Raw genomic sequence first — 21068 nt, 5'->3', positions numbered from 1 at the left:
GACGGCGTAAGGTCGAGGGGCATCTCGACTTCGCTCGATGCGAACGGATTCCTATATTTCCTCAGGCCAAAGCCTCGGCAATCAGCCGCCGCGTGTTGTCGATGCCGAACAGCGCGATGAAGCTGCCCATGCGCGGCCCGGCGCTCGACCCGAGCAGCGTCTCGTAGAGCGCCTTGAACCAATCACGCAGATTTTCAAAGCCATAGGCCTCATTCTTGCCGATCTCGTAGACGATGTTCTGGATATCGTCGGCACCGGCATCGGCGGGCAGCGCCGCGAGCTTGTTGTCGAGTTCCTGCAATGCCGCCACCTCGCCACCCTGTGGCTTGCGGCGCTTCAGCGTGGGCGCGACATAGTCGCGGTTATACGCCATCGCATTGTCGATCAGCCGGTCGAGCTCGGGATAGGTCGCGGCATTCGCGCCCTCGACATATTGGCCGAGGTAACGCCAGATCTGGTCCTTCGACGCATCGGCGCCCATCACCCCGACGAGGTTGAGCAGCAGCCCGAAGGTCACAGGCAGCTCGCTCGCCGGGATCTGCTCGCCGCGCGCGGCATGGACATGGTGCACCGGATTGCCGAGCCGCTTGTCGGGCTCCTGCGCCGGATAATTGCCGCGCATCTGGAGATATTCGTCAACCGCCTTCGGGATCACGCCGATGTGCAGCTGCTTCGCCGCCTTGGGCTCGCGATAGGCGAAAAAGGCCAGGCTCTCCTCGCTGCCATAGTCGAGCCATTGCTCGAGGCTGAGGCCATTGCCCTTCGACTTCGAAATCTTCTCGCCCTTTTCGTCGAGGAACATCTCGTAGATCAGCCCCTCGGGCTTGCGCCCGCCGAGCGCCCTGGCGATCTTGCCCGACTGGACGCCGCTGTCGGTCAAATCCTTGCCGTACATCTCATAATCGACGCCCAATGCGACCCAGCGCATCGCCCAGTCGACCTTCCACTGCAGCTTGGCGCCGCCGCCGAGGATCGAGTGGGTGATCGTCTCGCCCTCATCCTCGAACGAGACGAGGCCCGCATCGGCATCGACGACGGTCACCGGCACCTGCAGCACGATCCCCGACTTCGGGCTGACCGGCAGGATCGGCGAATAGGTCGCGGCGCGCTCGGCGCGCAGCGTCGGCAGCATGATGTCGAGGATGTCCTGATTGTGGCGGAGGACATTTCGCAGCGCGTCGTCGAATGCGCCCGCCTTGTACCGCTCGGTCGAGCTGACGAACTCATATTCGAAGCCGAACCGGTCGAGAAACTCGCGCAGCATCGCATTGTTATGATGCGCGAAACTTTCGAACTTCCCGAACGGATCGGGGATCGCGGTCAGCGGCTTGCCGAGATATTCGCGCAGCATGTCGCCGTTCGGCACATTGTCGGGAACCTTGCGGAGGCCATCCATATCGTCGCTGAACGCAACGAGCCGCGTCGGCGCGCCGCCGGTCAATGCCTCATAGGCGCGGCGGACCATCGTCGTGCGCAGCACTTCGTTGAAGGTGCCGATATGCGGCAGCCCCGACGGGCCATAGCCCGTCTCGAAAATGATCGCCTCGCCGCCGGGCTTGCCATCGGGATAGCGTTTGACCAGCTTGCGCGCTTCCTCGAACGGCCAGGCCTTTGACGTTTGCGCGGGTTCGCGCAGGGCGGGATCGAGATGCAGGTCAGTCATGCCAGCGCCCATAGCGGGAAGAAACGCCGTTGGGAAGGAGCGCGGAAAACTGCGCAACTTCACACTGGAATCGCATTTTCCAGACGGATCGCATCCTTGTTTCGTCACCGCGGACTTGGTCGGGGTTCATATCTTTTGAGCAAGTAGCTGTTCCCCGGCGAAGGCCGGATTCGGGAGCGTCTGGAAGCAAATATTGCATTATCGCGCCCTGGACCCCGGCCTTCGCCGGGGAACAGTCAGATACTTGTCTCAAGAGAACAAACGCCGACGTGATCCGGAGTCCATGATGTCGGCGCCGCAATGCGCCCCGGATCAAGTCCGGGATGACAGGAGACAGCCACCCCGGCCAAAAGGACGAAAAACTGCGCAACTTCACTCGGGAATCGCGTTTCGTTCGCGTATCGACATCCCTTAAGGCGACAAAAGCGACGGACAAACGCCTCGAAAGTGTCGCCTTTGTCGCTTTAAGCGTCTGATGTTCGAAAGCGCGCATCGGGCACAATCAAGCACAGCCGGATATTGTAGGAAAGCCAATCCTTCCGGTCGCGAAGCGGTGGGGAGATGCCCGTCGTCGCAGGGTGGGAAATGGTGTCGATCATGGTTACCCGAAATTTACCATGTTGGCATAGCCTGGCTGCATGGACAATTTTCGCACCCCCGCCGCTCGCGGCCACAAGCGCACCACCGTTTCGATCGACGTCACCGTCAACGGTGTGCTGAACTTCGTCGACGGCCGGATCACCGACCTGTCCGAAGGCGGCGCCCGCATCGACGGCGCCAGCATGCCGGCGCGTTCGCGCTGCGAAATCCATTATGGCGGACAGGTGACCTATGCGGTCGTCATGTGGTCCGAGCAAGACCGGATGGGCGTGCGCTTTCCGTATGAACTGACGCACGGCCCGCTCCATAATGCACTGAAAGCGGCGCGCGGCGCGTCGATGGTCCAGCCCGCGCAGATTTTTCACAGCAATCGACCGACCGGGTTCGGGCGTCGTGGGTTGAGCTAAATACCTCACCCCGTTCGCCCTGAGCTTGTCGAAGGGCCGTTCTTTCTCTTACTCGGGTCACCATGGGGTTCTGGGCTTATATTCTGCATTGCCGCGGCGGTGCCTTTTATACCGGTCATACGGACAATCTTCCCCGCCGTATCGGCGAGCATGAATCCGGTACGATAGCCGGCTTTACCGCCGACAAATTGCCCGTTGCTCTCGTTTGGAGCCAGGAGTTCTCAACGCGGATAGAGGCGTTGGAGGCGGAACGCCGGATAAAGGGCTGGAGCCGCGCCAAGAAAATGGCGCTGATCCGCGGCGATTGGGAGAGGATTTCAGCACTAGCAAAAGGCAAGAACGGTCCTTCGACAAGCTCAGGACGAACGGATTAAATCCAATTCGAAGCCGCCACTAACCTTGCCGCGTTCGCCTTTTGTCCCTAGCGTGGGGCGATGGCGCCCGACCCGCTTACCCTGCCCGCGATCCACGCGAGCCATATCGGCATCTGGATCGCCGATACGCACGGCCGCGTCCAGCGTGTGGGGCGCGGTGAAGCGATCGCGGCGGTCGCGGCGACTCCGCACTTGCTGCTGAATGCGACGCTGACCGGCGACAGGCTGGGTTATCCCGAACTGTCGGGACTCGACCTGCTCGAACTCTTCGCTTTCCTCTATCCCGCGCGCTTCGCCGTGCCGACCCCGGCGGGGATCGCCGCCGCGACCGGCCTGACGCCGCCGAAAGGCGAAGAGGATATCGCGGCCTTTCTGCCCAAGGCGGCCGCGGCGATGCTCGCCAGCCTCGACGATCCCGGCTGGGAGGAGCGCGAAGGCGCGTGGCACGGCGTCCAGGCCTTGTCGCGCCAGCGCTGGTCGTGGTCGCCGCTCGTCCAGCCGCGGCTGTCGCAGCCCGACGCGAACGAACGCTGGCTGTTCGCGCGCCTGCCCGAATGGGAGGAACAGCCGCCGCGCGGCGCGCCGCGACAGGTGACGATCAACGCGGACGATGTGTCGGCGCGGCTCGACCGGCTGACCGGCGACGGCGCCGAGCGGCGGGCGGGGCAGCAGGATTATGCGCGCGCGACCGCCGCAATCTTCGCCCCGCGCGAACGCAAGGATGCGCCGCAGATGCTCGTTGCCGAGGCCGGGACGGGCATCGGCAAGACGCTCGGCTATCTCGCCCCCGCCAAACAATGGATCGACCAATCGGCGGGCGCCGTCTGCATCTCGACCTTCACCAAGGCGCTGCAGCGCCAATTGTCGCGCGAGACCGAGCGGCTTTACCCCGACGCCGCGACGCACCGCGAAAAGGTCGTGGTGCGCAAGGGGCGCGAGAATTATCTCTGCCTGCTCAATCTGGAGGACGCGCTGCAGGGCGGCTTTTCGGGCCGCGCCGCGATCCTGGCGCAGCTTGTCGCGCGCTGGGCCGCCTATACACGCGACGGCGACATGGTCGGCGGCGACCTGCCCGGCTGGCTCCCCGCGCTGTTCCGCCGCAACGGCACGACCGCGCTGACCGACCGGCGCGGCGAGTGCATCTATGCGGGCTGCCCGCATTTTCGCAAATGCTTCATCGAGCATTCAGCGCGCGCCGCGACGCAGGCCGACATCGTCATCGCCAACCATGCGCTGACGATGGTGCAGGCGGCGCGCCCGCGCGATAGCGGCGCGCCCGCGACGCGGCTGATCTTCGACGAGGGCCATCATCTGTGGGATGCCGCCGATTCGATGTTCGCCGCGGCGCTGACCGGACAGGAAGCGGTCGAAATCCGCCGCTGGGTGCTCGGCCCCGAGGGCAAGTCGCGCGGGCGGCGGCGCGGGCTCGCGGCACGCCTCGCCGACGTCGCGAGCTATGACGAGGCGGGTGACCGCGCGATCCAGGCGGCGATCGCCGCCGCCGCCGAGCTGCCCGGCGACGGCTGGCTCGGCCGACTGTCCGAGAATGACCCGTGGGGTGCGATCGAACGGCTGCTCGTCGCGGTGCGCGGACAGGTCTACGCGCGCGCGGTCGACACGCGCACCGCCGACGCGGGCTATGGCCTCGAAACCGAGCTCGCCGATCCCGATTCCGACCTGGTGGCCGCAGCCGCGGCGGCGAGCGATGCGGTCGAGGCGTTGCTGCGCCCGCTGATGGCGCTCGGCAAACGGCTGGAGGTGCTGATCGAGGATCCGCCCGACTGGCTCGACGGGCAGGCGCGGGCTAGGGTCGATGGCGCGCGGCACAGCCTCGGCACACGGATCGACACACTTGGTGGCTGGCTATCCTTGCTCGGGCGCGTCGGCGGTCCCGCCGATCCCGATTTCGTCGACTGGCTCGCGGTCGACCGCTACGACGGGCGCGAGTTCGATACTGGGCTGCACCGCCACTGGCTCGATCCCGCGCGGCCGATCGCCGAGGTCGTCTATCGGCCCGCACAGGGCGTGCTCGTCACCTCGGCGACCTTGCGCGGCGGCGGACATGGCAGCGGCGGCTGGACCGACGCCGATATCCGCACCGGCGCCCGCCATATGGACGGCGGCGTCCAGCATTTCGCGGTGCCGAGCCCGTTCGACTATGCCCGCCAGTCCGAAGTACTGATCGTCACCGACATCGCGCGCGGCGACCTCCCTGCCCTTGCAGGCGCGTACAGCCGGCTGATCGAGGCGTCGGGCGGCGGCGCATTGGGCCTGTTCAGCGCGATCCGGCGGCTGCGCATCGTCCATTCGCGCATCGCCGACCGGCTGGCGCGCGCGGGGCTGCCGCTGTTCGCGCAGCATGTCGATCCGCTCGACACGGGGACGCTCGTCGATATTTTTCGCGCCGATCCGCACGCGTCGCTGCTCGGCACCGATGCCTTGCGCGACGGCGTCGACGTTCCCGGCGATTCGCTGCGGCTCGTCGTGATGGAGGGGGTGCCCTGGCCGCGCCCGACGATCCTGCACGCGGCGCGGCGTGCGGCGCAGGGCGGCAGTGCCTATGACGATATGGTCATCCGCGCCCGCATCGGGCAGGCGTTCGGCCGGCTGATCCGCCGCGCCGACGATTTCGGGCAGTTCGTGATGCTCTCACCCAGCTTTCCCTCGCGGCTGCTGAGCGCCTTTCCAGAGGGCACGCCGATCCGCCGTCTGCCGCTCGACGAAGCGGTCAACCATGTCGCCGCGGCGAACGTCGAGCGCAGAAAAACAGCCTTTCCAGCCTTTTCACCGTCATAAGTTTCCGGCACAAGGCCCGCGAACGAGGACAAGAGCGTGGGAACGCGGGGAGCGATTTTGAAGACTTTGACCATCCTGCGCCATGCCAAATCCGGCTGGGACGTCCAGGTCGAACGCGATTTCGACCGCCCGATCAACAAACGCGGGGCGCGCGGCGCCGAACTGATCGGACAATGGCTGAAGCGCCAGAAACTGCCCGTCGACCGCATCATCGCCTCGCCCGCGGTGCGCGTGACCGAAACGCTCGACATCTTCCAGCCCGCCGCCGATTTGGACGGACTTGAGCCGCATTGGGACCGGCGCATCTATCTGGCCTCCGCCGCGACGCTGATCGACGTGATCCGCGACACCGGCAAAAACTCAGATCATCTGCTGATTTCGGGGCATAATCCGGGGCTCGAGGATCTGATCCTGATGCTTGTCCCTGAATCGGCGGGCGATGAACTGCGCGCGAAGGTCGAGGAAAAGCTGCCGACGTCGGCGCTGGCGCGGCTCGAACTCGATATCGCCGACTGGCACGATCTCGACACGAACAGCGCGCGCTTTGTGGGTTTCATCCGCCCGCGCGACCTCGACCCGGCGCTCGCGCCGGCGATGGATGATGACTGAAGCTTAGCCGAGCGCGGCTGCGAGCCGCTGGCGGAGCGACACCAGCGCCTCGACCGGAACCCCCTTCACGCGCATCGGCGCGGCGCTGTCGAGCGCCTCGCGGGCCAATGGCGCGCGCGCAGTCGGTGCGGCCCCCGGCTCGGACAGCGCCTTGCGCGCGCCTTCGACGGTGAAGCCCTGGACATGCAGCAGATGGTGGATGCGCTCAGCGAGCGCGACATCCTCGGCGCGGTAATAGCGGCGGCGGCCCGACCGCTGGAGCGGCTTCAGCTGCGGGAAACGCGTTTCCCAATAGCGCAGGACATGCGTCGGGACGCCGATGCGCACCGCAAGTTCGCCGATGGCGAGCATGGCGCCGGACGCCTTGCCGCCATCGTCGGCCATGTCAGAACCCGACATGGGTCGAATCCGGCCTATTTGCCGGCAACGCGGGCTCGCATCGTCTGGCTGGCGCGAAAGGTCATCACGCGCCGCGGCAAGATCGGCACTTCGATGCCGGTCTTGGGATTGCGGCCGATCCGCTGGGCCTTGTCGCGCAAAACGAAGGTGCCGAAGCCCGAGATTTTCACATTCTGCCCGACCGCGAGCGCGTCGGACATATGATCGAGAATCGATTCGACGATTGCGGCCGATTCGTTGCGCGACAAACCGATCTGCTGGTTGATCCGTGTCGCAATGTCGGCCCGCGTAAGAGTCCCTGCGGTCATGTTGATCCCTTCCCCCTCTGAAGCGAAAATGCGCGATCGGTTCCCCGACAGCCCCCACCGTCACGAGTCCCTGTCCGCATATGTAACAAATACGAATTAATCCGCCAAACTGAAACGGATGGAGCGAGAAGTTGACGCGCCGGAGCGAAGCGTCAGACGCGCAGAACCGCGGCGCCCCATGTGAAGCCGCCACCCATCGCCTCGAGCACCACCAGGTCGCCGCGCTTGATGCGTCCGTCGCGGACCGCGAGATCGAGCGCGAGCGGCACCGATGCCGCCGACGTATTGGCGTGCTGGTCGACGGTCAGTACGACGCGTTCGGGCGGCAAACCCAGCTTTTTCGCGGTCGCGTCGATGATCCGCTTGTTCGCCTGATGCGGCACGACCCAGTCGATCGACTCGGCCGACAGCCCGACATCGGCCATCACTTCGCTCAGCACCGAGGCGAGGTTGGTGACGGCGTGGCGGAAGACTTCGCGGCCCTGCATCCGGACGTGGCCGACCGTCCCCGTGGTCGACGGTCCGCCGTCGACATAGAGCATATCTGCGTATTTTCCCTCGGCATGAAGGCGCGTCGCGAGGATGCCCTGATCGTCGTCGACGTCCTTCGCCGACAGCACGACCGCGCCCGCGCCGTCGCCAAAGAGGACGCAGGTCGTGCGATCTTCCCAGTCGAGGATGCGGCTGAAGGTTTCCGAACCGATCACCAGCGCATGCTGCGTCGCCCCGGTACGGAGCATCGAGTCTGCGACCGACACCGCATAAAGGAAGCCCGAACAGACCGCCGCGACGTCGAAGGCGATGCAGTCGGGGATGCCGAGCAGCGCCTGGACCTTGGTCGCGCTGGCCGGGAACGTGTTATCGGGGGTCGCGGTGGCGACGATGATCAGGCCGATGTCCGATGGCTCAAGACCAGCGGCCGCGAGCGCCTGCTTCGCGGCATCGGCGCCCAGCGTTGCCGTCGTCTCGTCGGGTTCGGCGATATGGCGGAAACGGATGCCCGTACGTTCGACGATCCATTCGTCGCTGGTGTCGACGCGCGCCGCGAGTTCGGCGTTCGAGACCCGCGTGCGCGGCAAAGCCGAGCCGGTGCCGGCCAATATGGCGCGGAGCGTCATGCTGCGGCCCCGCTACGGAAATTCGCGAGATCTTCGGTCACCTGACGCGTGATATCCTTCTCGATCAGTTCGGCGCAGAGGTGGACGCAGTTCGCGACCCCCTTCGCATCGGCGCTGCCATGGCTTTTGAGCACCACGCCGTTGAGGCCCAGGAACACCGCGCCATTATGGTTGTTGGGATCGAGGTGATGCTTGAGCAGCTCGGTCGCGGGGCGCGAGATCAGGAAGCCGATCTTCGAGCGCGTCGAGCTGGTGAAGGCCCGGCGCAGCAGGTCGGTGACGAAACGCGCCGTCCCCTCGATCGTCTTCAGCGCGATATTGCCCGAAAAGCCGTCGTGGACGATCACATCGACGTCGCCGCGCGACAATTTGTCGCCCTCGATGAAGCCCGTGAATTCCATCGGCAGCCCTTTGGCGGCACGCAGCATCGCGGCGGCATCGCGGATCTCGTCGGTGCCCTTCAATTCCTCGGTGCCGATGTTGAGCAGCGCGACGCGCGGGCGTTCGAGCCCCATGGCGGTGCGCGCATAGGCGGCGCCCATGACCGCGAACTGCGTCAGGTTGGTCGCGTCGCATTCGGTGTTGGCGCCCAGGTCGAGCATGACGACGTCATTGTCGCCCAGCGTCGGCAACAAGGCCGCGAGCGCCGGCCGGTCGATGCCCGGCATCGTACGCAGCGCGAGCTTTGCCATCGCCATCAGCGCGCCGGTGTTGCCCGCCGACACGGCGCCGCCGGCATCGCCGCGTTTCACCGCGTCGATCGCGAGCCCCATCGAGGTGCTTTTCGCCTTGCGCAGCGCCTGGCTCGGCCTGTCTTCGCCCGACACCACGCCGTCGGTGTGGATGATATCCGACGCCGCGCGCAGATTGGGGTGATTTTCGAGCGCCGTCTTGATCTGCACCTCGTCGCCGACGAGGATGAAGCGGAGGCCATCGTGCTTGTGGCGCGCCATCGCGGCGCCGGCGAGCATCATGCGCACGCCGACGTCACCGCCCATCGCATCGATTGCGATTCGCGGTGTCAGTGCCATTTAATGCCCTCCGGCTTGATTTTTACGCGCCGACCGACACCACTTCACGGCCATTATAATGGCCGCAGGCGTTGCAAAGATTGTGCGGGCGCTTCAGCTCGCCACAGTTCGGGCATTCCTGAAAGGCTTCGACCTTCAGGCTGTCGTGGCTGCGACGCATGCCGCGCTTCGAGGGCGAGGTTTTTCGCTTGGGAACGGCCATGATATTTCCTGCATTCTAAATAGTGTGTCACGAATCGGCTACCCGGATTTGTCACCCCGTCGCCGGGAATGACTGGCCCGCCCGCCGTGCGAAGGCATATTCCTGTCCAGTTTTGACAAGAAAATCTTCCGCCGGAGGGTGCCTCAACGCCAGATGGTGTCGGGTGCCGGATCGGGCGGGGCTATAGCGTTTTTGCCCGCAAAGGCAAGCCCCGTGGCACGCGATCCACTACATAGCTTGTACGCTTCCTTCGTCATGCCGGACTTGATCCGGCATCCACCCCAGCAGCGAATGCGTGGACCCCGGATCAAGTCCGGGGTGACGAGGCTTGAAAGGCGCACTTGCCCTCGCTTCACCGCAATGCCACACCTCGCCCACGCCGGTACACCGGTCAACAATGGGGGAAGCCAAATGATAATCTTGCCGATCAGCCTGACGATCGCCGCCGGCGCGGCGCTGCTCAACCTGTGGCTTTCGGTACGCGTCGGCCGCGTCCGCACAAAGGAAAAGGTCTTCATCGGCGATGGCGGCAACGAGCCCCTGACGCGGCGGATGCGCGCGCACAGCAATTTCGTCGAAAACACGGCGTTCGTGCTCATCCTGCTCGCATTGGTCGAGCTGGGTCTCGGATCGTCGTTCTGGCTGTGGGGCGTCGGCGCCCTCTATCTTGTCGGGCGCGTCCTGCACGCGATGGGGATGGACGGGATGATGTGGGGCCGGATGGTCGGCACGATCATCACCATGCTGACCCAGCTCGGCCTCGCGATCGGCGCGCTCGCGATCGTCTATCTGACGCCGACGAGCATCACGACGACCGAGATCGTCGAAACCGAAGTCGCGGCGCCGAAGTGATCTTCTCCCCTCCCGCTTGCGGGAGGGGGATTAACCCGCCGTCCCCAACGCCATATCGCTCACGAACGGATTGGTACGCCGTTCGTGCGCGAAATTGCTGTGCGCGCCGTGTCCGGGGAGAAAGGTCGTATCGCCGCCGAGCGGCCACAGCTTCCCGGTGATCGAATCGAGCAATTGCTGGTGATTGCCGCGCGGGAAATCGGTGCGGCCGATCGATCCCTGGAAGATCACGTCGCCGACAATCGCGAGCTTCGACGGCGCGTGGTGGAAGACGACATGGCCCGGCGTGTGCCCCGGGCAATGGATGACATCGATCGTGAGGTTGCCGACGGTCACCGTGTCGCCGTCGACCAGCCAGCGATCGGGCTCGAAAGATTCGCCGACCATGCCGAAGCGCGCGCCATCCTCGGCAAAGGCGTCGATCCAGAAACGGTCGTCCTCGTGCGGTCCCTCGATCCGCACGCCGAGTTCCTTCGCGAGCATCCCCGCCTGTCCGCAATGGTCCATATGGCCGTGGGTGACGAGAATCTTCTCGACCTCGACCCCGGTCTGCCGGACTGCTTCCTTCAGCTTGTCGAGGTCGCCGCCGGGATCGACGAAGGCCGCCTTGTTGGTCGCGGTGCACCACAGAAGGGTGCAATTCTGCTGGAATGCGGTGACCGGCACGATCGCGGCGCGAAGCGGGGGATTGGGAGCGTTCATGGCGCTCGATGTGGGGAAAAGCGGCGAAAATGGCAAGTCCGCGCCCTTTGCCTTCGTGACACGGGATGATAGTGTCCGGGCCGATGGAACGGCACGCCTCCTGTCATTGCGGTCAGCTCGTGCTCCGTTGCACAGGCGAGCCGACCAAGGTTTCGCTTTGCCATTGCCTCGACTGCCAGCGAAGAACCGGCTCGATCTTCAGCGTTGCGGCATTTTTTTCACGCGCGCAGGTCGCGGTGGCGACGGGGACGGCAAAAGCATTCAGACGGCCGTCGGCCAGCGGCTTCGACGTTTCCTTCCACTTTTGTCCCGAATGCGGATCGTCGCTCTGGTGGGAGCCCGAGCGCCTCCCCCATCTGGTCGGCGTCGCCGCGGGCGCGTTTGCCGATCCCGATTTTCCCGCTCCGGAACAGGCCGTATGGTCCGAAGATCAACATGGGTGGCTCGAACTTCCACCCGGGATCGCTTCGCATCCGGGAAACCCGGCGCACGCCGCACGGCGGGAATAGCGCATGGTAACGCGCGGGACGACGCCGCGATCAGCGCAGCGTCATCGTGTCGCCTTCGACATTCACCGCGGCGAGTTTCGAGAGGAAGCTCTGGCCGAGCAGCGATACGCCCATGTCGGCGTCGACCACCGCGGCTTCGACGCGTCGGACTTCGATCCCCTCGATCTCGACGCTGTCGAGCATGACCGTGCGCATCGGGACGTCGCCGCCCGCGGTGCGCGCGGTGCCGCTGATGGGCAGGCGATCGACGTCGATGCCGATGGCTTCGGCGTCGTCCCGCGTCAGCGCGACGATCGACGCGCCGCTGTCGACCAGCACCCGAATGTTCGTGCCGTCGATGTCCGCATCGGCGTAGAAATGCGAATCGCCCGAGCGGGCGAGCAATACCTCGCTCGGCCGGCCCGAATCGCCCCGGGCTTCGGCGGCGGCCAAAGACCGGTCCTTGCGAACCTTGTGCGTCGTCCAATTGTCGTGATTGCCCGAAATGGCATTCGACGTTTCGACCGCGTCATTGGATGATGACCGGCTGGCGACGCCCGCCAAGCCGACCGAAACCGCCGCGATCACCGCAGCCAATCCGAGAAAGCGCCCCAACATGAGGCGCTTTTCGCAGAAGAGGGTTGGGGATTGGTTAAGCGGGCTCGCGCCGTTCGATGAATGCGCGCCACGTCGGCGTCCCGCCGCGAATGCTGTACGCGATCCGCGCGCAGGCATAGGAGCGGCCCGGGCGATTGTCGGCCTCGGCCGCGGTCGATGGCCATGCCTCCGCGCCATTGCCGCCCGCCGACCAGCACACCAGCGCCTCGGCCTCCTGACCATTCTCGATCGCGGCGCGTTCGTCGGCGCTGAGCGACGCAGGCGCGCTCCAGCCGAGGATCGCGCGGTGGGTCGCCCCGTGCGAGAAGAGCGCAGGCGGGAACGGGCTGTTCCGGTCGCCGAGCAAATTCCGGACACGCGCGCGATCCGCGGCGGACAGCCACTGCCCGCCGAGCAGCGGCGCCCACTGTGCCTCATCGCGCGAGCGAAGCGCCGTCGCGAGTTCGTCCGCCGCAGCCGCGAAGCGCGGCGTCCAAGCCGAGTCCGCGGCCAGCGGCGCGAGTCTGGAAGAGGGCTGCGCTGTTTCGGGTTCGGTCGGCAGCAAGGATGTCGGCGCCGCAACGACGGGAGCCGACAGAGCGAAAGCGGCGACGAGCGCCGACGAAATCAGCATAGCGCGCATGCCCGGCAGTCTAGCAGCAAAGGCTGCACCTGTCATGAACCGGCGGCGAGTCCCTCACGCATCCACGCGGGTGCGCCGGCCGCTTCGATATTCTCGGTCCTTCGATGTTCGACCGACCAGCCGAGGTCGGGATAAGCGATAACCTGCCGCTTTTCATCGGCGTCGGCGATCGGAACCACGACCAGCCGCCGGTTGACCTTTTGCCGCCAGTTCATCCGCGCGGTATTTTCCTGTCCGACATAGCAGCCCTTGGTAAAGCTGACGCCATTCAGGTCGATGGCATTGCATTCGAGCCACAAGGTCGTGCCGTCACCCAATTCGGCGCGCCCTTCGGTGACGCCGAGCGCGAGCCGGTGCGCGCGCCATGCGGCGTCGGCGCCCTCACCCTCGCCGGCCGGGGCCAGCCAGCGCTGGCCGAGTTCGGGAAGGCGCGGGTCGGCGACGCCCAGATCGCCCTCGGGCGCCCAATGGACCGCCAGATCCGGTTCGACCGCGATCGTGATCGCGCGGCGCAGCCGATAGAGCGTCAGGCGCTTCGTCAGCGCCTCGGCGGCCTCGCGCTCGCAATCGATGAGCACGTCGCCCTGGTCGCCCCAGATCAGGAAATCGAACAACGCCTTGCCCTGCGCGGTCAGCAGCGCCGCCCACACCGGCAGATTGCCCGACGTGTCGTTCGTCACCAGCCCTTGCAGGAAGCCGCGGACATCCTCCCCCGACAGACGGATCAGGGCGCGGTCGTTGAGGGTGGTATTGGTCATAGACCCGAAATAGGGCGGAAGCTCGGCGACTTAAAGCCCCTCCCGCTTGCGGGAGGGGCGTATCGGGTTTGAACAGCCCCCGGCTGTTCAACCCGATATTGGGTGGGCATGGAGGGTTGGGCAACAATCAAACATCGGCTATGCGCCGCCACGGACTCGCCCACCCCCAACCCCTCCCGCAAGCGGGAGGGGGGAGATTGCAATGACCGACCGCCTGACGATCCGCCGCCCCGACGATTGGCATGTCCATCTGCGCGATGGCGCGATGCTGGATCATGTCGCGCAATATACCGCGCGCCAGTTCGCGCGCGCGATCATCATGCCGAACCTGTCGCCGCCGGTCACGACCGCCGAGGAAGGCATCGCCTATCGCGACCGGATCAACGCCGCGGTTCCGGCCGGGCTCGACTTCACCCCGCTGATCGTCGCCTATCTCACCGACCACAGCGACGCGGGCGAAATGGCGCGCGGCCATGCAGAGGGCGTCTTCACCGCGGCGAAACTCTATCCCGCGCACGCCACCACCGGCAGCGCGCATGGCGTCACCGACGTCGCGAAGATCATGCCGGTGCTCGAGCGCATGGCCGAAATCGGCATGCCGCTGCTCATCCACGGCGAGGTCACCGACCATGACGTCGACATTTTCGACCGCGAGGCGGTGTTCATCGAACGGATGCTGAAGGGGCTCGTGCGTGATCTGCCGGACCTGAAAATCGTGTTCGAACATATTACCACATCCGAAGCGGTCGATTTTGTGACAGCCGCCCCCGCCAATGTCGCGGCGACGATCACGCCGCAGCATCTTCATATCAACCGCAATGCGATGCTCGTCGGCGGCATCCGCCCGCACGCTTATTGCCTGCCCGTCGCCAAGCGCGAGACGCATCGGCTGGCCGTGCGCGCGGCGGCGGTGTCGGGATCGCCCAAATTCTTCCTCGGCACCGACAGCGCGCCGCATGCGGTGCATACGAAGGAAGCCGCGTGCGGCTGCGCGGGCATCTTCAACGCCCCCTATGCGCTCGAATCCTATATTCAGGTGTTCGACGAGGAAGGCGCGCTGGGCAATTTCGAAGGCTTCACCAGCGAGCATGGCCCGAATTTTTATGGTCTGCCGCTCAACGCCGGCACGGTAACGCTCGAACGCGGCGAGACGGTCGTTCCGGAACGCGTCGGCGAGGTCGTTCCCTTCCATGCCGGCGAGACATTGGGCTGGCGGCTGGCCTGAATTTTTTGACTCGCACAAAGCCACGAAGCCACAAAGGATCCCGCTCTGATCCGTTCGTGCTGAGCTTGTCGAAGCACCGTATTTCCGTACGCTTATTAGAAGAACGGCCCTTCGACAGGCTCAGGGCGAACGGAGGAAAGAGTCTTTTTGTGGCTTCGTGGCTTTGTGCGAGTCAAAATTAGACTGCTCTACGCCGCTGGCATCATCCGGTCGGCGCGCATCTTGCGCCACATGTCGAAGCTGAACACCGCGATGCTGACCCAGATCAGCAGGAAGCAGACGAGTTGCGCGGGCTTCAGCGGTTCGTGGAACACGAACAGGCTGAGCAGGAAGGCGATGCTCGGCGCGAGATATTGGACAAAGCCCAGCGCGGCATAGCTCATCCGCCGCGCCGCGGTCGCGAACAGCAAGAGCGGCACCGCGGTCACGACCCCGCCCGCCGCGAGCAGCCAGCTGATCCCCGCCTCCGACCCAAACCCCCGGCCGTCGCCTAGCCAGATATAATAGGCCGCGGCAGCGACCGAGAGCGGCAACAGCAACGTCGTCTCGATCGCGAGGCCCGGGAGCGAGCCGACCGGCACGATCTTGCGGATCAGGCCATAGGTGCCGAAACTGAACGCCAGGGTCAGGCTGATCCACAGCGTGTCGAGCGCGCCCGCGAGCAGGATCGCGACGCCGATCCCGGCGATCACGACCGCGAGTGCCTGAAGCCGCGAGAGCCTTTCGCCGAGGAAGATCATGCCGAGCATCACATTGACGAGCGGGTTGAGGTAATAGCCGAGGCTGGCCGCGAGCACATGGTCGGTGAAGATCGAATAGATATAGACGAGCCAGTTGAGCGCGATCAGCACCGAACTAATGAGCAGCAAGCGCAGCACGCGCCAATCCTTGAGCGCCGCCACATAATCGCCGATCTGACGGCGGAACGCCATGATCAGGAAGCAGAGCGGCAGCGACCAGACGATGCGCTGCGCCAGCACCTCGACCGGCGGGACGCTCGACAGAAGCTTGAAGAAGAGCGGAACGAAGCCCCAGATCAGGTAAGCGCCGATCGCAAAGGGCAAGCCGCCCTGATTGCTCCCCGCGGGGGCCGCTGGCTGGTTCATGATCGGCTAGTCCGGCTGGATCAGATGATGCCGCCGCCCAGCATCAGGCGGATCACGCCGATGACGATGACGACGATGTTCAGGTTGCGCCCGCTCGTCTTGTCCGACATCGCACCGAGCGCGAGGCCGACGACGGCAAAGGGTATGATCACCCAGTTCGCCCAACCGAGCAGCGGGATGAACGCAAAAACGGCCAGAACCAAGGCGATAGCGCCAATGACGAGCGATCCGATATTGAGCATGCCGGGGTTGTCGCATGCCGCCGCCGATGCGGCAAGAGGCTTTCGGTTGGTCGATGGAGGCACTCGGTTCGTCTTGTTGCCTTGGGTTCATGCAACGGCTTTGCAGCCCGGCTCGTTTTTCCATCGAAGCGCCCGGTCTTATGCAAGCGGGATGAGGCGCCGAGACCAGGAAAGGATTTTTTATGCGTAGTTTCACCAAGGGCATGATGGGCGCTTTTGCTGCCGCCAGTGTCGCCCTGACCGCGCCTGCCTATGCGGGTATCGCGGCTCCGGCGAAGGCCGGCGGCTTCCATCAGCTCGACCAGTCATCGGGCTTCCACAAGAAGCGCAAGCACCACCGCCATTATGCTCGCGACGAACGGATCGATGCGGATACGCGCATCTGGCGCGACAGCGATGGCCGTTATCGCTGCAAGAAGGACAATGGCACGACCGGCCTGCTGATCGGCGGCGCGGTCGGCGGCCTCGCCGGCCACGAGATCGCGGGCGGCGGCGACAAGCTGCTCGGCACCGTACTCGGTGCGGCCGGTGGCGCCCTGCTCGGCCGCGAGATCGACCGCGACAAATATCGCTGCCGCTAAGGCAAAAACGCTAACCGTCTCGAGTGTGAGTTCGGACCCCTCCGCTCACACGCGTTGATGGCGAGGGCACCGGTCGGACGGCCGGTGCCCTCAAGCGTATGCAGCTTGCCCAAAGCGCCCTCTTGCCGCAGAAGCGTCGGCCAATCGCTGCGGGAGAGGAAGGGTGAGAACCCTTTCATTGCACGTTCGAGGTTTGAAGCGATTTTGTTCCGGGCAGGGAAGCGAGACGCAGGCATATGGATATATTCCAAGGCTCGCTGACGCAGCCATGGACAAAATCGGTCAAATCCCGCAGGGACGTCACACTGGCTTCGATCTCGCCTCCGCGCAACCTTGCAGGTAGAACCACTACCTCCCGCGGCCGCGCGAAAGCGACATCTTCGCCATTTCGACGCCTCGAATGTGCAATGAAAGGGTTCTGACCCTCTATGTTGAATGGCCCCCTGCTCGTCACCGAGCGGCTGATCCTCCGCCCACCCGCGACCGAGGATTTCGACGGTTTCGCCGAAATGTGCACCGAGGAAGACACGATGCGCTTCATCGGCGGCACCTGCCCGCGTTCGCAGGCATGGCGCATGTGGTGTACCCTCGCCGGCGCGTGGCACATTCGCGGCTTTTCGATGTTCTCGGTAATCGAGCGCGCGACCGGCGAATGGGTCGGACGGCTCGGTCCGTGGGAGCCCGACGGCTGGCCCGCGCCCGAGATCGGTTATGGCGTGCGCGCCAAATTCGCCGGCAAGGGCTATGCGCTCGAAGGCAGCGTCGCCGCGTGCGATTTCGCGGTCGAATTCCTGAAATGGCCCGAGCTGATGCACAGCATCGATCCCGCCAACACCCGCTCGCAAGCGCTGGCGAAACGGCTCGGCGCCACCAACAGCGGCCCCACCCGCCTCCCCGCACCGTTCGAGGACGCGCCGGTCGATGCGTGGACGCAGAGCGCCGACGCATGGCGCGTCAAGCGCAAGGAATTCCTGCCTGGAGCGTGAGCGAACGCGCAAAAGCGTCTCGCTCCGAGACAGTTTTCGGCTAACAAAGCCCTGCCCGTTAACTCATTTTATTTGGGCCTTTTTGAGCGAAATCGGGCATCCCCTGTAAAGGATAAGGGAGTGTTAGCGATGATGTTGCGCGTAAAATGGCTGGTTGCCGGCTTGCTGATGGCGGCGGCGCCGCTCGCCGGGTGCCGGGACAATCCCAATGCCAAGGCGGACCTCGCGCCGCTCGACGACGGGCTGACCAATGCCGACCCGGCGATCAAGGGCTCGCTCGAAGACAAGATCATGGTCGACCCGAAGCTCGCGGGCCAATCGAACAAAAACGCCGTGGGCCCGGGCAACCGGCCCGTCGACGGCGGCGTCCCCGGCGTCGCGGGCGGCAAGGCCGCAACCGCCGCCGAGGCCGCCGCGGCCCTTTCCGCCGGCAAATTGCTTACCGCACCGAAAGCATTGCCGTTCGAGGCCGGATGCGACGGCTGCGAGGCGCAGAAGCGCCCCGTCACCATCGGCGCTCTCGCGCGCGACCAGCAAAAGGGCAGCTGCGACGCCAAGCTGACGTACAGCAACGCCTGGGCCGACCGCCTGCCCGCCGCGTTCAAAGTCTATCCGCGCGCGACGCTGCGCGAAGCGGCCGGCATCGCGGGCGGCAAGTGCAACATCCGCGTCGTCAATTTCCAGACCGCGGCGTCGATGCAGGCGGTGCTCGATTATTATCACACGATGGCGATCCGCGCCGGCTACACCAGCGACCACCGCATCAATGGCAACGAGCATATGCTCGGCGGCACGAAGGGCGATCTCGCCTATGTGCTGATGATGCGCCGCGACGGCGCGATGACCGACGTCGACCTGGTGGCGTCCGGGGGGAAATAGGCCGCGATCAGCGGGTAGAAAAAAGACGCCGGGACGCGATGGCTGCTTAGCGATGGGGAGCTGCCGTTCCCTCATTCTCCTTCCGTCATCCCGGGCTTGACCCGGGATCCCGCTTTTTTGACATAAAAGCAGCCCTCGCCTTCAAGCGGGACCCCGGATCAAGTCCGGGGTGACGATGATGGTAATATCCTCCCTGTGCCGCAGGCATGGGGAGGTGGCAGCGCGAAGCGCTGACGGAGGGGCTTGTAGCGCGGCGTCGCACCCCCTCCACCGCCGCTTCGCGACGGTCCCCCTCCCCACGGCTGCGCCGCGGGGAGGATATTGCGTCCGTTTCCGGCCGCAACCGGCCGCTTAGATCAGCCCCGCCAGCGGACTCGACGGATCGGCATATCGCCGCACCCCCATTCGCCCCGCGAGATACGAGTCGCGCCCGGCCTCGACCGCGAGCTTCATCGCACGGGCCATGCGGATCGGATCCTTGGCCTCCGCAATCGCGGTGTTCATCAGCACGCCGTCGCAGCCAAGCTCCATCGCTACCGCGGCGTCGCTTGCCGTACCGACGCCCGCATCGACGAGCACCGGCACCGACGCGCCCTCGACAATCAGGCGGATCGTGACGCGGTTCTGGATGCCCAGCCCCGATCCGATCGGTGCGCCGAGCGGCATCACCGCGACCGCGCCCGCATCCTCGAGCTGCTTCGCGGCGATCGGATCGTCGACGCAATAGACCATCGGCAGAAAGCCCTCTTTCGCGAGCACCTCGGTCGCCTCCAGCGTCTCGCGCATGTTCGGATAGAGCGTCTTCGCCTCGCCGAGCACCTCGAGCTTCACCAGATCCCAGCCCCCCGCCTCGCGCGCCAGCCGCAAGGTGCGGATCGCATCGTCGGCGTTGAAGCAGCCCGCGGTGTTGGGCAGATAAGTGATCTTCTTGGGATCGATATAGTCGGTGAGCATCGGCGCATTCGGGTCCGACACATTGACGCGGCGCACCGCGACGGTGACGATTTCCGCGCCCGACGCCGCGACCGCCGCGGCATTCTGTTCGAAATCCTTATACTTGCCGGTGCCGACAATCAGCCGCGACGTGAATGTCCGTCCGGCAACGCTCCATTGATCCGCTGACACCTCAACCGCCTCCCACAAAATGAACGATTTCCAGCGCGTCGCCGTCGGCGAGCGCGACGTCGGCGAGCGTCGAACGCGGTACGATCTCGCGGTTGCGCTCGACCGCGACCTTTTTCACATCGAGCCCGAGCGACGCGACGAGGTCGGCGATGCTGCCTTCGCGCACCTGCCGTCGTTCGCCATTGAGGATGACAGAAATCACCGCGTACCCGCCCTGCTTTGCCTTTTGCCGAGCAGCCCATATAGGGGGAGCGCGCACCGTAGCAACCGAAAGACCGCCCATTGCCCGACCTGCCGACCGTCTTCGTCCTCTCCGGCCCCAATCTCAACCTGCTCGGCACGCGCGAGCCGGAGATTTACGGGCACGACACGCTGAACGACATTCACGCGCGGCTCGAGGCGCAGGCAGCCGAGCTCGGCCTTCGCGTCGAATGCCGGCAAACCAACCACGAAGGCGTGCTGATCGACTGGCTGCACGAGGCCTATGTCGCGGGCGCGAAAGCCGTGCTGCTCAACGCCGGCGGCTATACGCACACCTCGATCGCGATCCACGACGCGATCAAGTCGATCAAGGTGCCGGTGATCGAGGTCCATCTGTCGGATCCGATGAAGCGCGAGGAATTCCGGCACATCAGCTATGTCGGCATGGCCGCGGTGGCGCATTTTGCGGGACATGGCGCGGACAGCTACACGCTGGCGCTGGACGCCGCCGCCCGTCTCTGACAATAGGGCGCATCAAAAACGGGGTCGAGCGCCCCATTAATGGGCGCCGCAACAACAGGAAAAATTCTCATGGGTGACCATAAAGACAATGGCATCAACGTCGATCCGGCCTATGTCCGCGCGCTCGCCGAGCTGCTCGACGATACCGGTTTGTCCGAAATCGAGGTCGAGGACGGGACACGCAAGATTCGCGTCGCACGCGCGCTGAACGCCGCGCCCGTCGCATACGCCCCCGCTGCCGCGCCGGTTGCGGCGGCCGCTCCGGCAGCCCCCGCGGCGCCTGCCGCTGCGGCAGTTCCGGCGACCGACAGCCTCGCCGACGCCGTCAAATCGCCGATGGTCGGCACCGTCTATCTTTCGCCCGAACCCGGCGCACCGAATTTCGCCGCCGTCGGCTCGGCCGTGAAGGCCGGCGACACGGTCCTGATCATCGAGGCGATGAAGGTCATGAACCCGATCGTCGCGCCGACATCGGGCACACTGAAGGGTCTGCATGTCGAGAACAGCCAGCCGGTCGAATTCGACCAGCCGCTGTTCACCATCGGCTGATCAAAACATGGCCATCGAAAAGCTCCTGATCGCCAACCGCGGCGAGATCGCGCTGCGCATCCACCGTGCATGCCACGAAATGGGCATCAAGACCGTCGCGGTCCA

General features: G+C 65.2%; 27 protein-coding genes. 13 read left to right on the top strand and 14 right to left on the bottom strand.

Annotated elements, in window-relative coordinates:
• Window positions 1-61: 61 nt before the first annotated feature.
• Window positions 62-1663, bottom strand: coding sequence for a lysine--tRNA ligase (locus VJ811_RS18910; RefSeq protein ID WP_324075271.1), 1602 nt, complete (start codon window positions 1661-1663; stop codon window positions 62-64).
• Window positions 1664-2301: 638 nt separating this feature from the next.
• Here VJ811_RS18910 and VJ811_RS18905 point away from each other — a divergent pair.
• The 4 genes from VJ811_RS18905 (at window position 2302) to VJ811_RS18890 (ending at window position 6449) form a co-directional block, all read left to right on the top strand.
• Window positions 2302-2670, top strand: a complete 369-nt coding sequence (locus VJ811_RS18905) for a PilZ domain-containing protein (protein ID WP_324075269.1) — start codon at window positions 2302-2304, stop codon at window positions 2668-2670.
• A gap of 62 nt (window positions 2671-2732) precedes the next feature.
• Complete coding sequence (locus VJ811_RS18900; protein WP_324075268.1) at window positions 2733-3044, top strand: GIY-YIG nuclease family protein; 312 nt, start codon at window positions 2733-2735, stop codon at window positions 3042-3044.
• 60 nt (window positions 3045-3104) lie between these two features.
• Complete coding sequence (locus VJ811_RS18895) at window positions 3105-5840, top strand: ATP-dependent DNA helicase (RefSeq protein WP_324075265.1); 2736 nt, start codon at window positions 3105-3107, stop codon at window positions 5838-5840.
• Window positions 5841-5897: 57 nt separating this feature from the next.
• Complete coding sequence (locus tag VJ811_RS18890; RefSeq protein ID WP_324075264.1) at window positions 5898-6449, top strand: SixA phosphatase family protein; 552 nt, start codon at window positions 5898-5900, stop codon at window positions 6447-6449.
• A 3-nt stretch (window positions 6450-6452) separates the two neighbouring features.
• Here the strand turns inward: VJ811_RS18890 and VJ811_RS18885 are convergent, their stop codons facing one another.
• The 5 genes from VJ811_RS18885 to rpmF all read right to left on the bottom strand — a co-directional run bounded on the left by VJ811_RS18885 (window position 6453) and on the right by rpmF (window position 9507).
• Window positions 6453-6848, bottom strand: a complete 396-nt coding sequence (locus VJ811_RS18885; protein ID WP_324075261.1) for a MerR family transcriptional regulator — start codon at window positions 6846-6848, stop codon at window positions 6453-6455.
• A gap of 14 nt (window positions 6849-6862) precedes the next feature.
• Complete coding sequence (locus tag VJ811_RS18880; RefSeq protein WP_037516152.1) at window positions 6863-7156, bottom strand: integration host factor subunit alpha; 294 nt, start codon at window positions 7154-7156, stop codon at window positions 6863-6865.
• Window positions 7157-7308: 152 nt separating this feature from the next.
• The gene (locus tag VJ811_RS18875; protein ID WP_324075259.1) at window positions 7309-8274 is read right to left on the bottom strand and encodes a beta-ketoacyl-ACP synthase III; all 966 of its coding nucleotides are present in this window, start codon (window positions 8272-8274) and stop codon (window positions 7309-7311) included.
• Window positions 8271-9305 (bottom strand): phosphate acyltransferase PlsX, encoded by a 1035-nt coding sequence (gene plsX / locus VJ811_RS18870; protein WP_324075256.1) that lies wholly within the window; start codon window positions 9303-9305, stop codon window positions 8271-8273. The genes VJ811_RS18875 and plsX overlap by 4 nt, the downstream gene beginning before the upstream one ends.
• A 22-nt stretch (window positions 9306-9327) precedes the next feature.
• Window positions 9328-9507, bottom strand: a complete 180-nt coding sequence (rpmF, locus tag VJ811_RS18865) for a 50S ribosomal protein L32 (protein WP_011541714.1) — start codon at window positions 9505-9507, stop codon at window positions 9328-9330.
• A gap of 411 nt (window positions 9508-9918) precedes the next feature.
• On the opposite strand from rpmF, the gene VJ811_RS18860 reads away from it, so the two are divergent.
• On the top strand, window positions 9919-10359 hold the full coding sequence (locus VJ811_RS18860) for an MAPEG family protein (RefSeq protein WP_324075245.1): 441 nt from the start codon (window positions 9919-9921) through the stop codon (window positions 10357-10359).
• A gap of 30 nt (window positions 10360-10389) precedes the next feature.
• Here the strand turns inward: VJ811_RS18860 and VJ811_RS18855 are convergent, their stop codons facing one another.
• Entirely contained in the window at window positions 10390-11061 is a 672-nt protein-coding gene (locus tag VJ811_RS18855) for an MBL fold metallo-hydrolase (RefSeq protein WP_324075244.1), read from the bottom strand.
• A gap of 83 nt (window positions 11062-11144) precedes the next feature.
• On the opposite strand from VJ811_RS18855, the gene VJ811_RS18850 reads away from it, so the two are divergent.
• Window positions 11145-11570, top strand: coding sequence for a GFA family protein (locus tag VJ811_RS18850; protein ID WP_324075242.1), 426 nt, complete (start codon window positions 11145-11147; stop codon window positions 11568-11570).
• A 30-nt stretch (window positions 11571-11600) separates the two neighbouring features.
• On the opposite strand, the gene VJ811_RS18845 is transcribed toward VJ811_RS18850, so the two are convergent.
• From VJ811_RS18845 to VJ811_RS18835, 3 genes are read right to left on the bottom strand one after another with little or no spacing between them, the layout of a single operon-like run.
• A complete protein-coding gene (locus tag VJ811_RS18845; RefSeq protein WP_324075240.1) occupies window positions 11601-12167 on the bottom strand; it encodes a retropepsin-like aspartic protease family protein in 567 nt (188 codons plus the stop codon).
• A gap of 34 nt (window positions 12168-12201) precedes the next feature.
• Complete coding sequence (locus VJ811_RS18840; protein ID WP_324075238.1) at window positions 12202-12789, bottom strand: hypothetical protein; 588 nt, start codon at window positions 12787-12789, stop codon at window positions 12202-12204.
• 32 nt (window positions 12790-12821) lie between these two features.
• Complete coding sequence (locus VJ811_RS18835) at window positions 12822-13547, bottom strand: folate-binding protein (RefSeq protein WP_324075236.1); 726 nt, start codon at window positions 13545-13547, stop codon at window positions 12822-12824.
• A gap of 202 nt (window positions 13548-13749) precedes the next feature.
• On the opposite strand from VJ811_RS18835, the gene pyrC reads away from it, so the two are divergent.
• Entirely contained in the window at window positions 13750-14772 is a 1023-nt protein-coding gene (gene pyrC, locus VJ811_RS18830; RefSeq protein ID WP_324075234.1) for a dihydroorotase, read from the top strand.
• A 188-nt stretch (window positions 14773-14960) separates the two neighbouring features.
• Here pyrC and rarD read toward each other — a convergent pair whose 3' ends face one another.
• Window positions 14961-15878 (bottom strand): EamA family transporter RarD, encoded by a 918-nt coding sequence (gene rarD / locus VJ811_RS18825; protein WP_324075231.1) that lies wholly within the window; start codon window positions 15876-15878, stop codon window positions 14961-14963.
• A gap of 20 nt (window positions 15879-15898) precedes the next feature.
• The gene (locus VJ811_RS18820) at window positions 15899-16120 is read right to left on the bottom strand and encodes a membrane protein (protein WP_037516131.1); all 222 of its coding nucleotides are present in this window, start codon (window positions 16118-16120) and stop codon (window positions 15899-15901) included.
• Window positions 16121-16302: 182 nt separating this feature from the next.
• Between VJ811_RS18820 and VJ811_RS18815 the strand changes: the two genes are divergently transcribed.
• The 3 genes from VJ811_RS18815 (at window position 16303) to VJ811_RS18805 (ending at window position 18566) form a co-directional block, all read left to right on the top strand.
• A complete protein-coding gene (locus VJ811_RS18815; protein WP_324075227.1) occupies window positions 16303-16701 on the top strand; it encodes a glycine zipper 2TM domain-containing protein in 399 nt (132 codons plus the stop codon).
• A 428-nt stretch (window positions 16702-17129) separates the two neighbouring features.
• Entirely contained in the window at window positions 17130-17687 is a 558-nt protein-coding gene (locus VJ811_RS18810; RefSeq protein ID WP_324075225.1) for a GNAT family N-acetyltransferase, read from the top strand.
• 129 nt (window positions 17688-17816) lie between these two features.
• Window positions 17817-18566 carry a hypothetical protein gene (locus VJ811_RS18805; RefSeq protein WP_324075222.1) on the top strand — a complete coding sequence of 250 codons (750 nt, stop codon included), beginning with the start codon at window positions 17817-17819 and terminating at the stop codon, window positions 18564-18566.
• Between the two features lie 351 nt (window positions 18567-18917).
• Here VJ811_RS18805 and VJ811_RS18800 read toward each other — a convergent pair whose 3' ends face one another.
• Window positions 18918-19691 carry a thiazole synthase gene (locus VJ811_RS18800; protein ID WP_137887496.1) on the bottom strand — a complete coding sequence of 258 codons (774 nt, stop codon included), beginning with the start codon at window positions 19689-19691 and terminating at the stop codon, window positions 18918-18920.
• Between the two features lies 1 nt (window position 19692).
• A complete protein-coding gene (thiS, locus tag VJ811_RS18795; protein WP_324075219.1) occupies window positions 19693-19893 on the bottom strand; it encodes a sulfur carrier protein ThiS in 201 nt (66 codons plus the stop codon).
• A gap of 80 nt (window positions 19894-19973) precedes the next feature.
• Between thiS and VJ811_RS18790 the strand changes: the two genes are divergently transcribed.
• The 3 genes from VJ811_RS18790 to VJ811_RS18780 form a co-directional block, all read left to right on the top strand.
• A complete protein-coding gene (locus VJ811_RS18790) occupies window positions 19974-20414 on the top strand; it encodes a type II 3-dehydroquinate dehydratase (RefSeq protein ID WP_324075217.1) in 441 nt (146 codons plus the stop codon).
• 69 nt (window positions 20415-20483) lie between these two features.
• Complete coding sequence (gene accB / locus VJ811_RS18785; RefSeq protein ID WP_324075214.1) at window positions 20484-20963, top strand: acetyl-CoA carboxylase biotin carboxyl carrier protein; 480 nt, start codon at window positions 20484-20486, stop codon at window positions 20961-20963.
• 7 nt (window positions 20964-20970) lie between these two features.
• The coding region (locus VJ811_RS18780) for a biotin carboxylase N-terminal domain-containing protein (RefSeq protein WP_324075273.1) at window positions 20971-21068 on the top strand (98 nt) is incomplete at its 3' end.

Source organism: Sphingopyxis sp., from assembly GCF_035250425.1.
Classification (GTDB): domain Bacteria; phylum Pseudomonadota; class Alphaproteobacteria; order Sphingomonadales; family Sphingomonadaceae; genus Sphingopyxis.
Note: the sequence above shows the minus strand (reverse complement) of the source record. Positions and strands in the feature narration are given on the sequence as shown.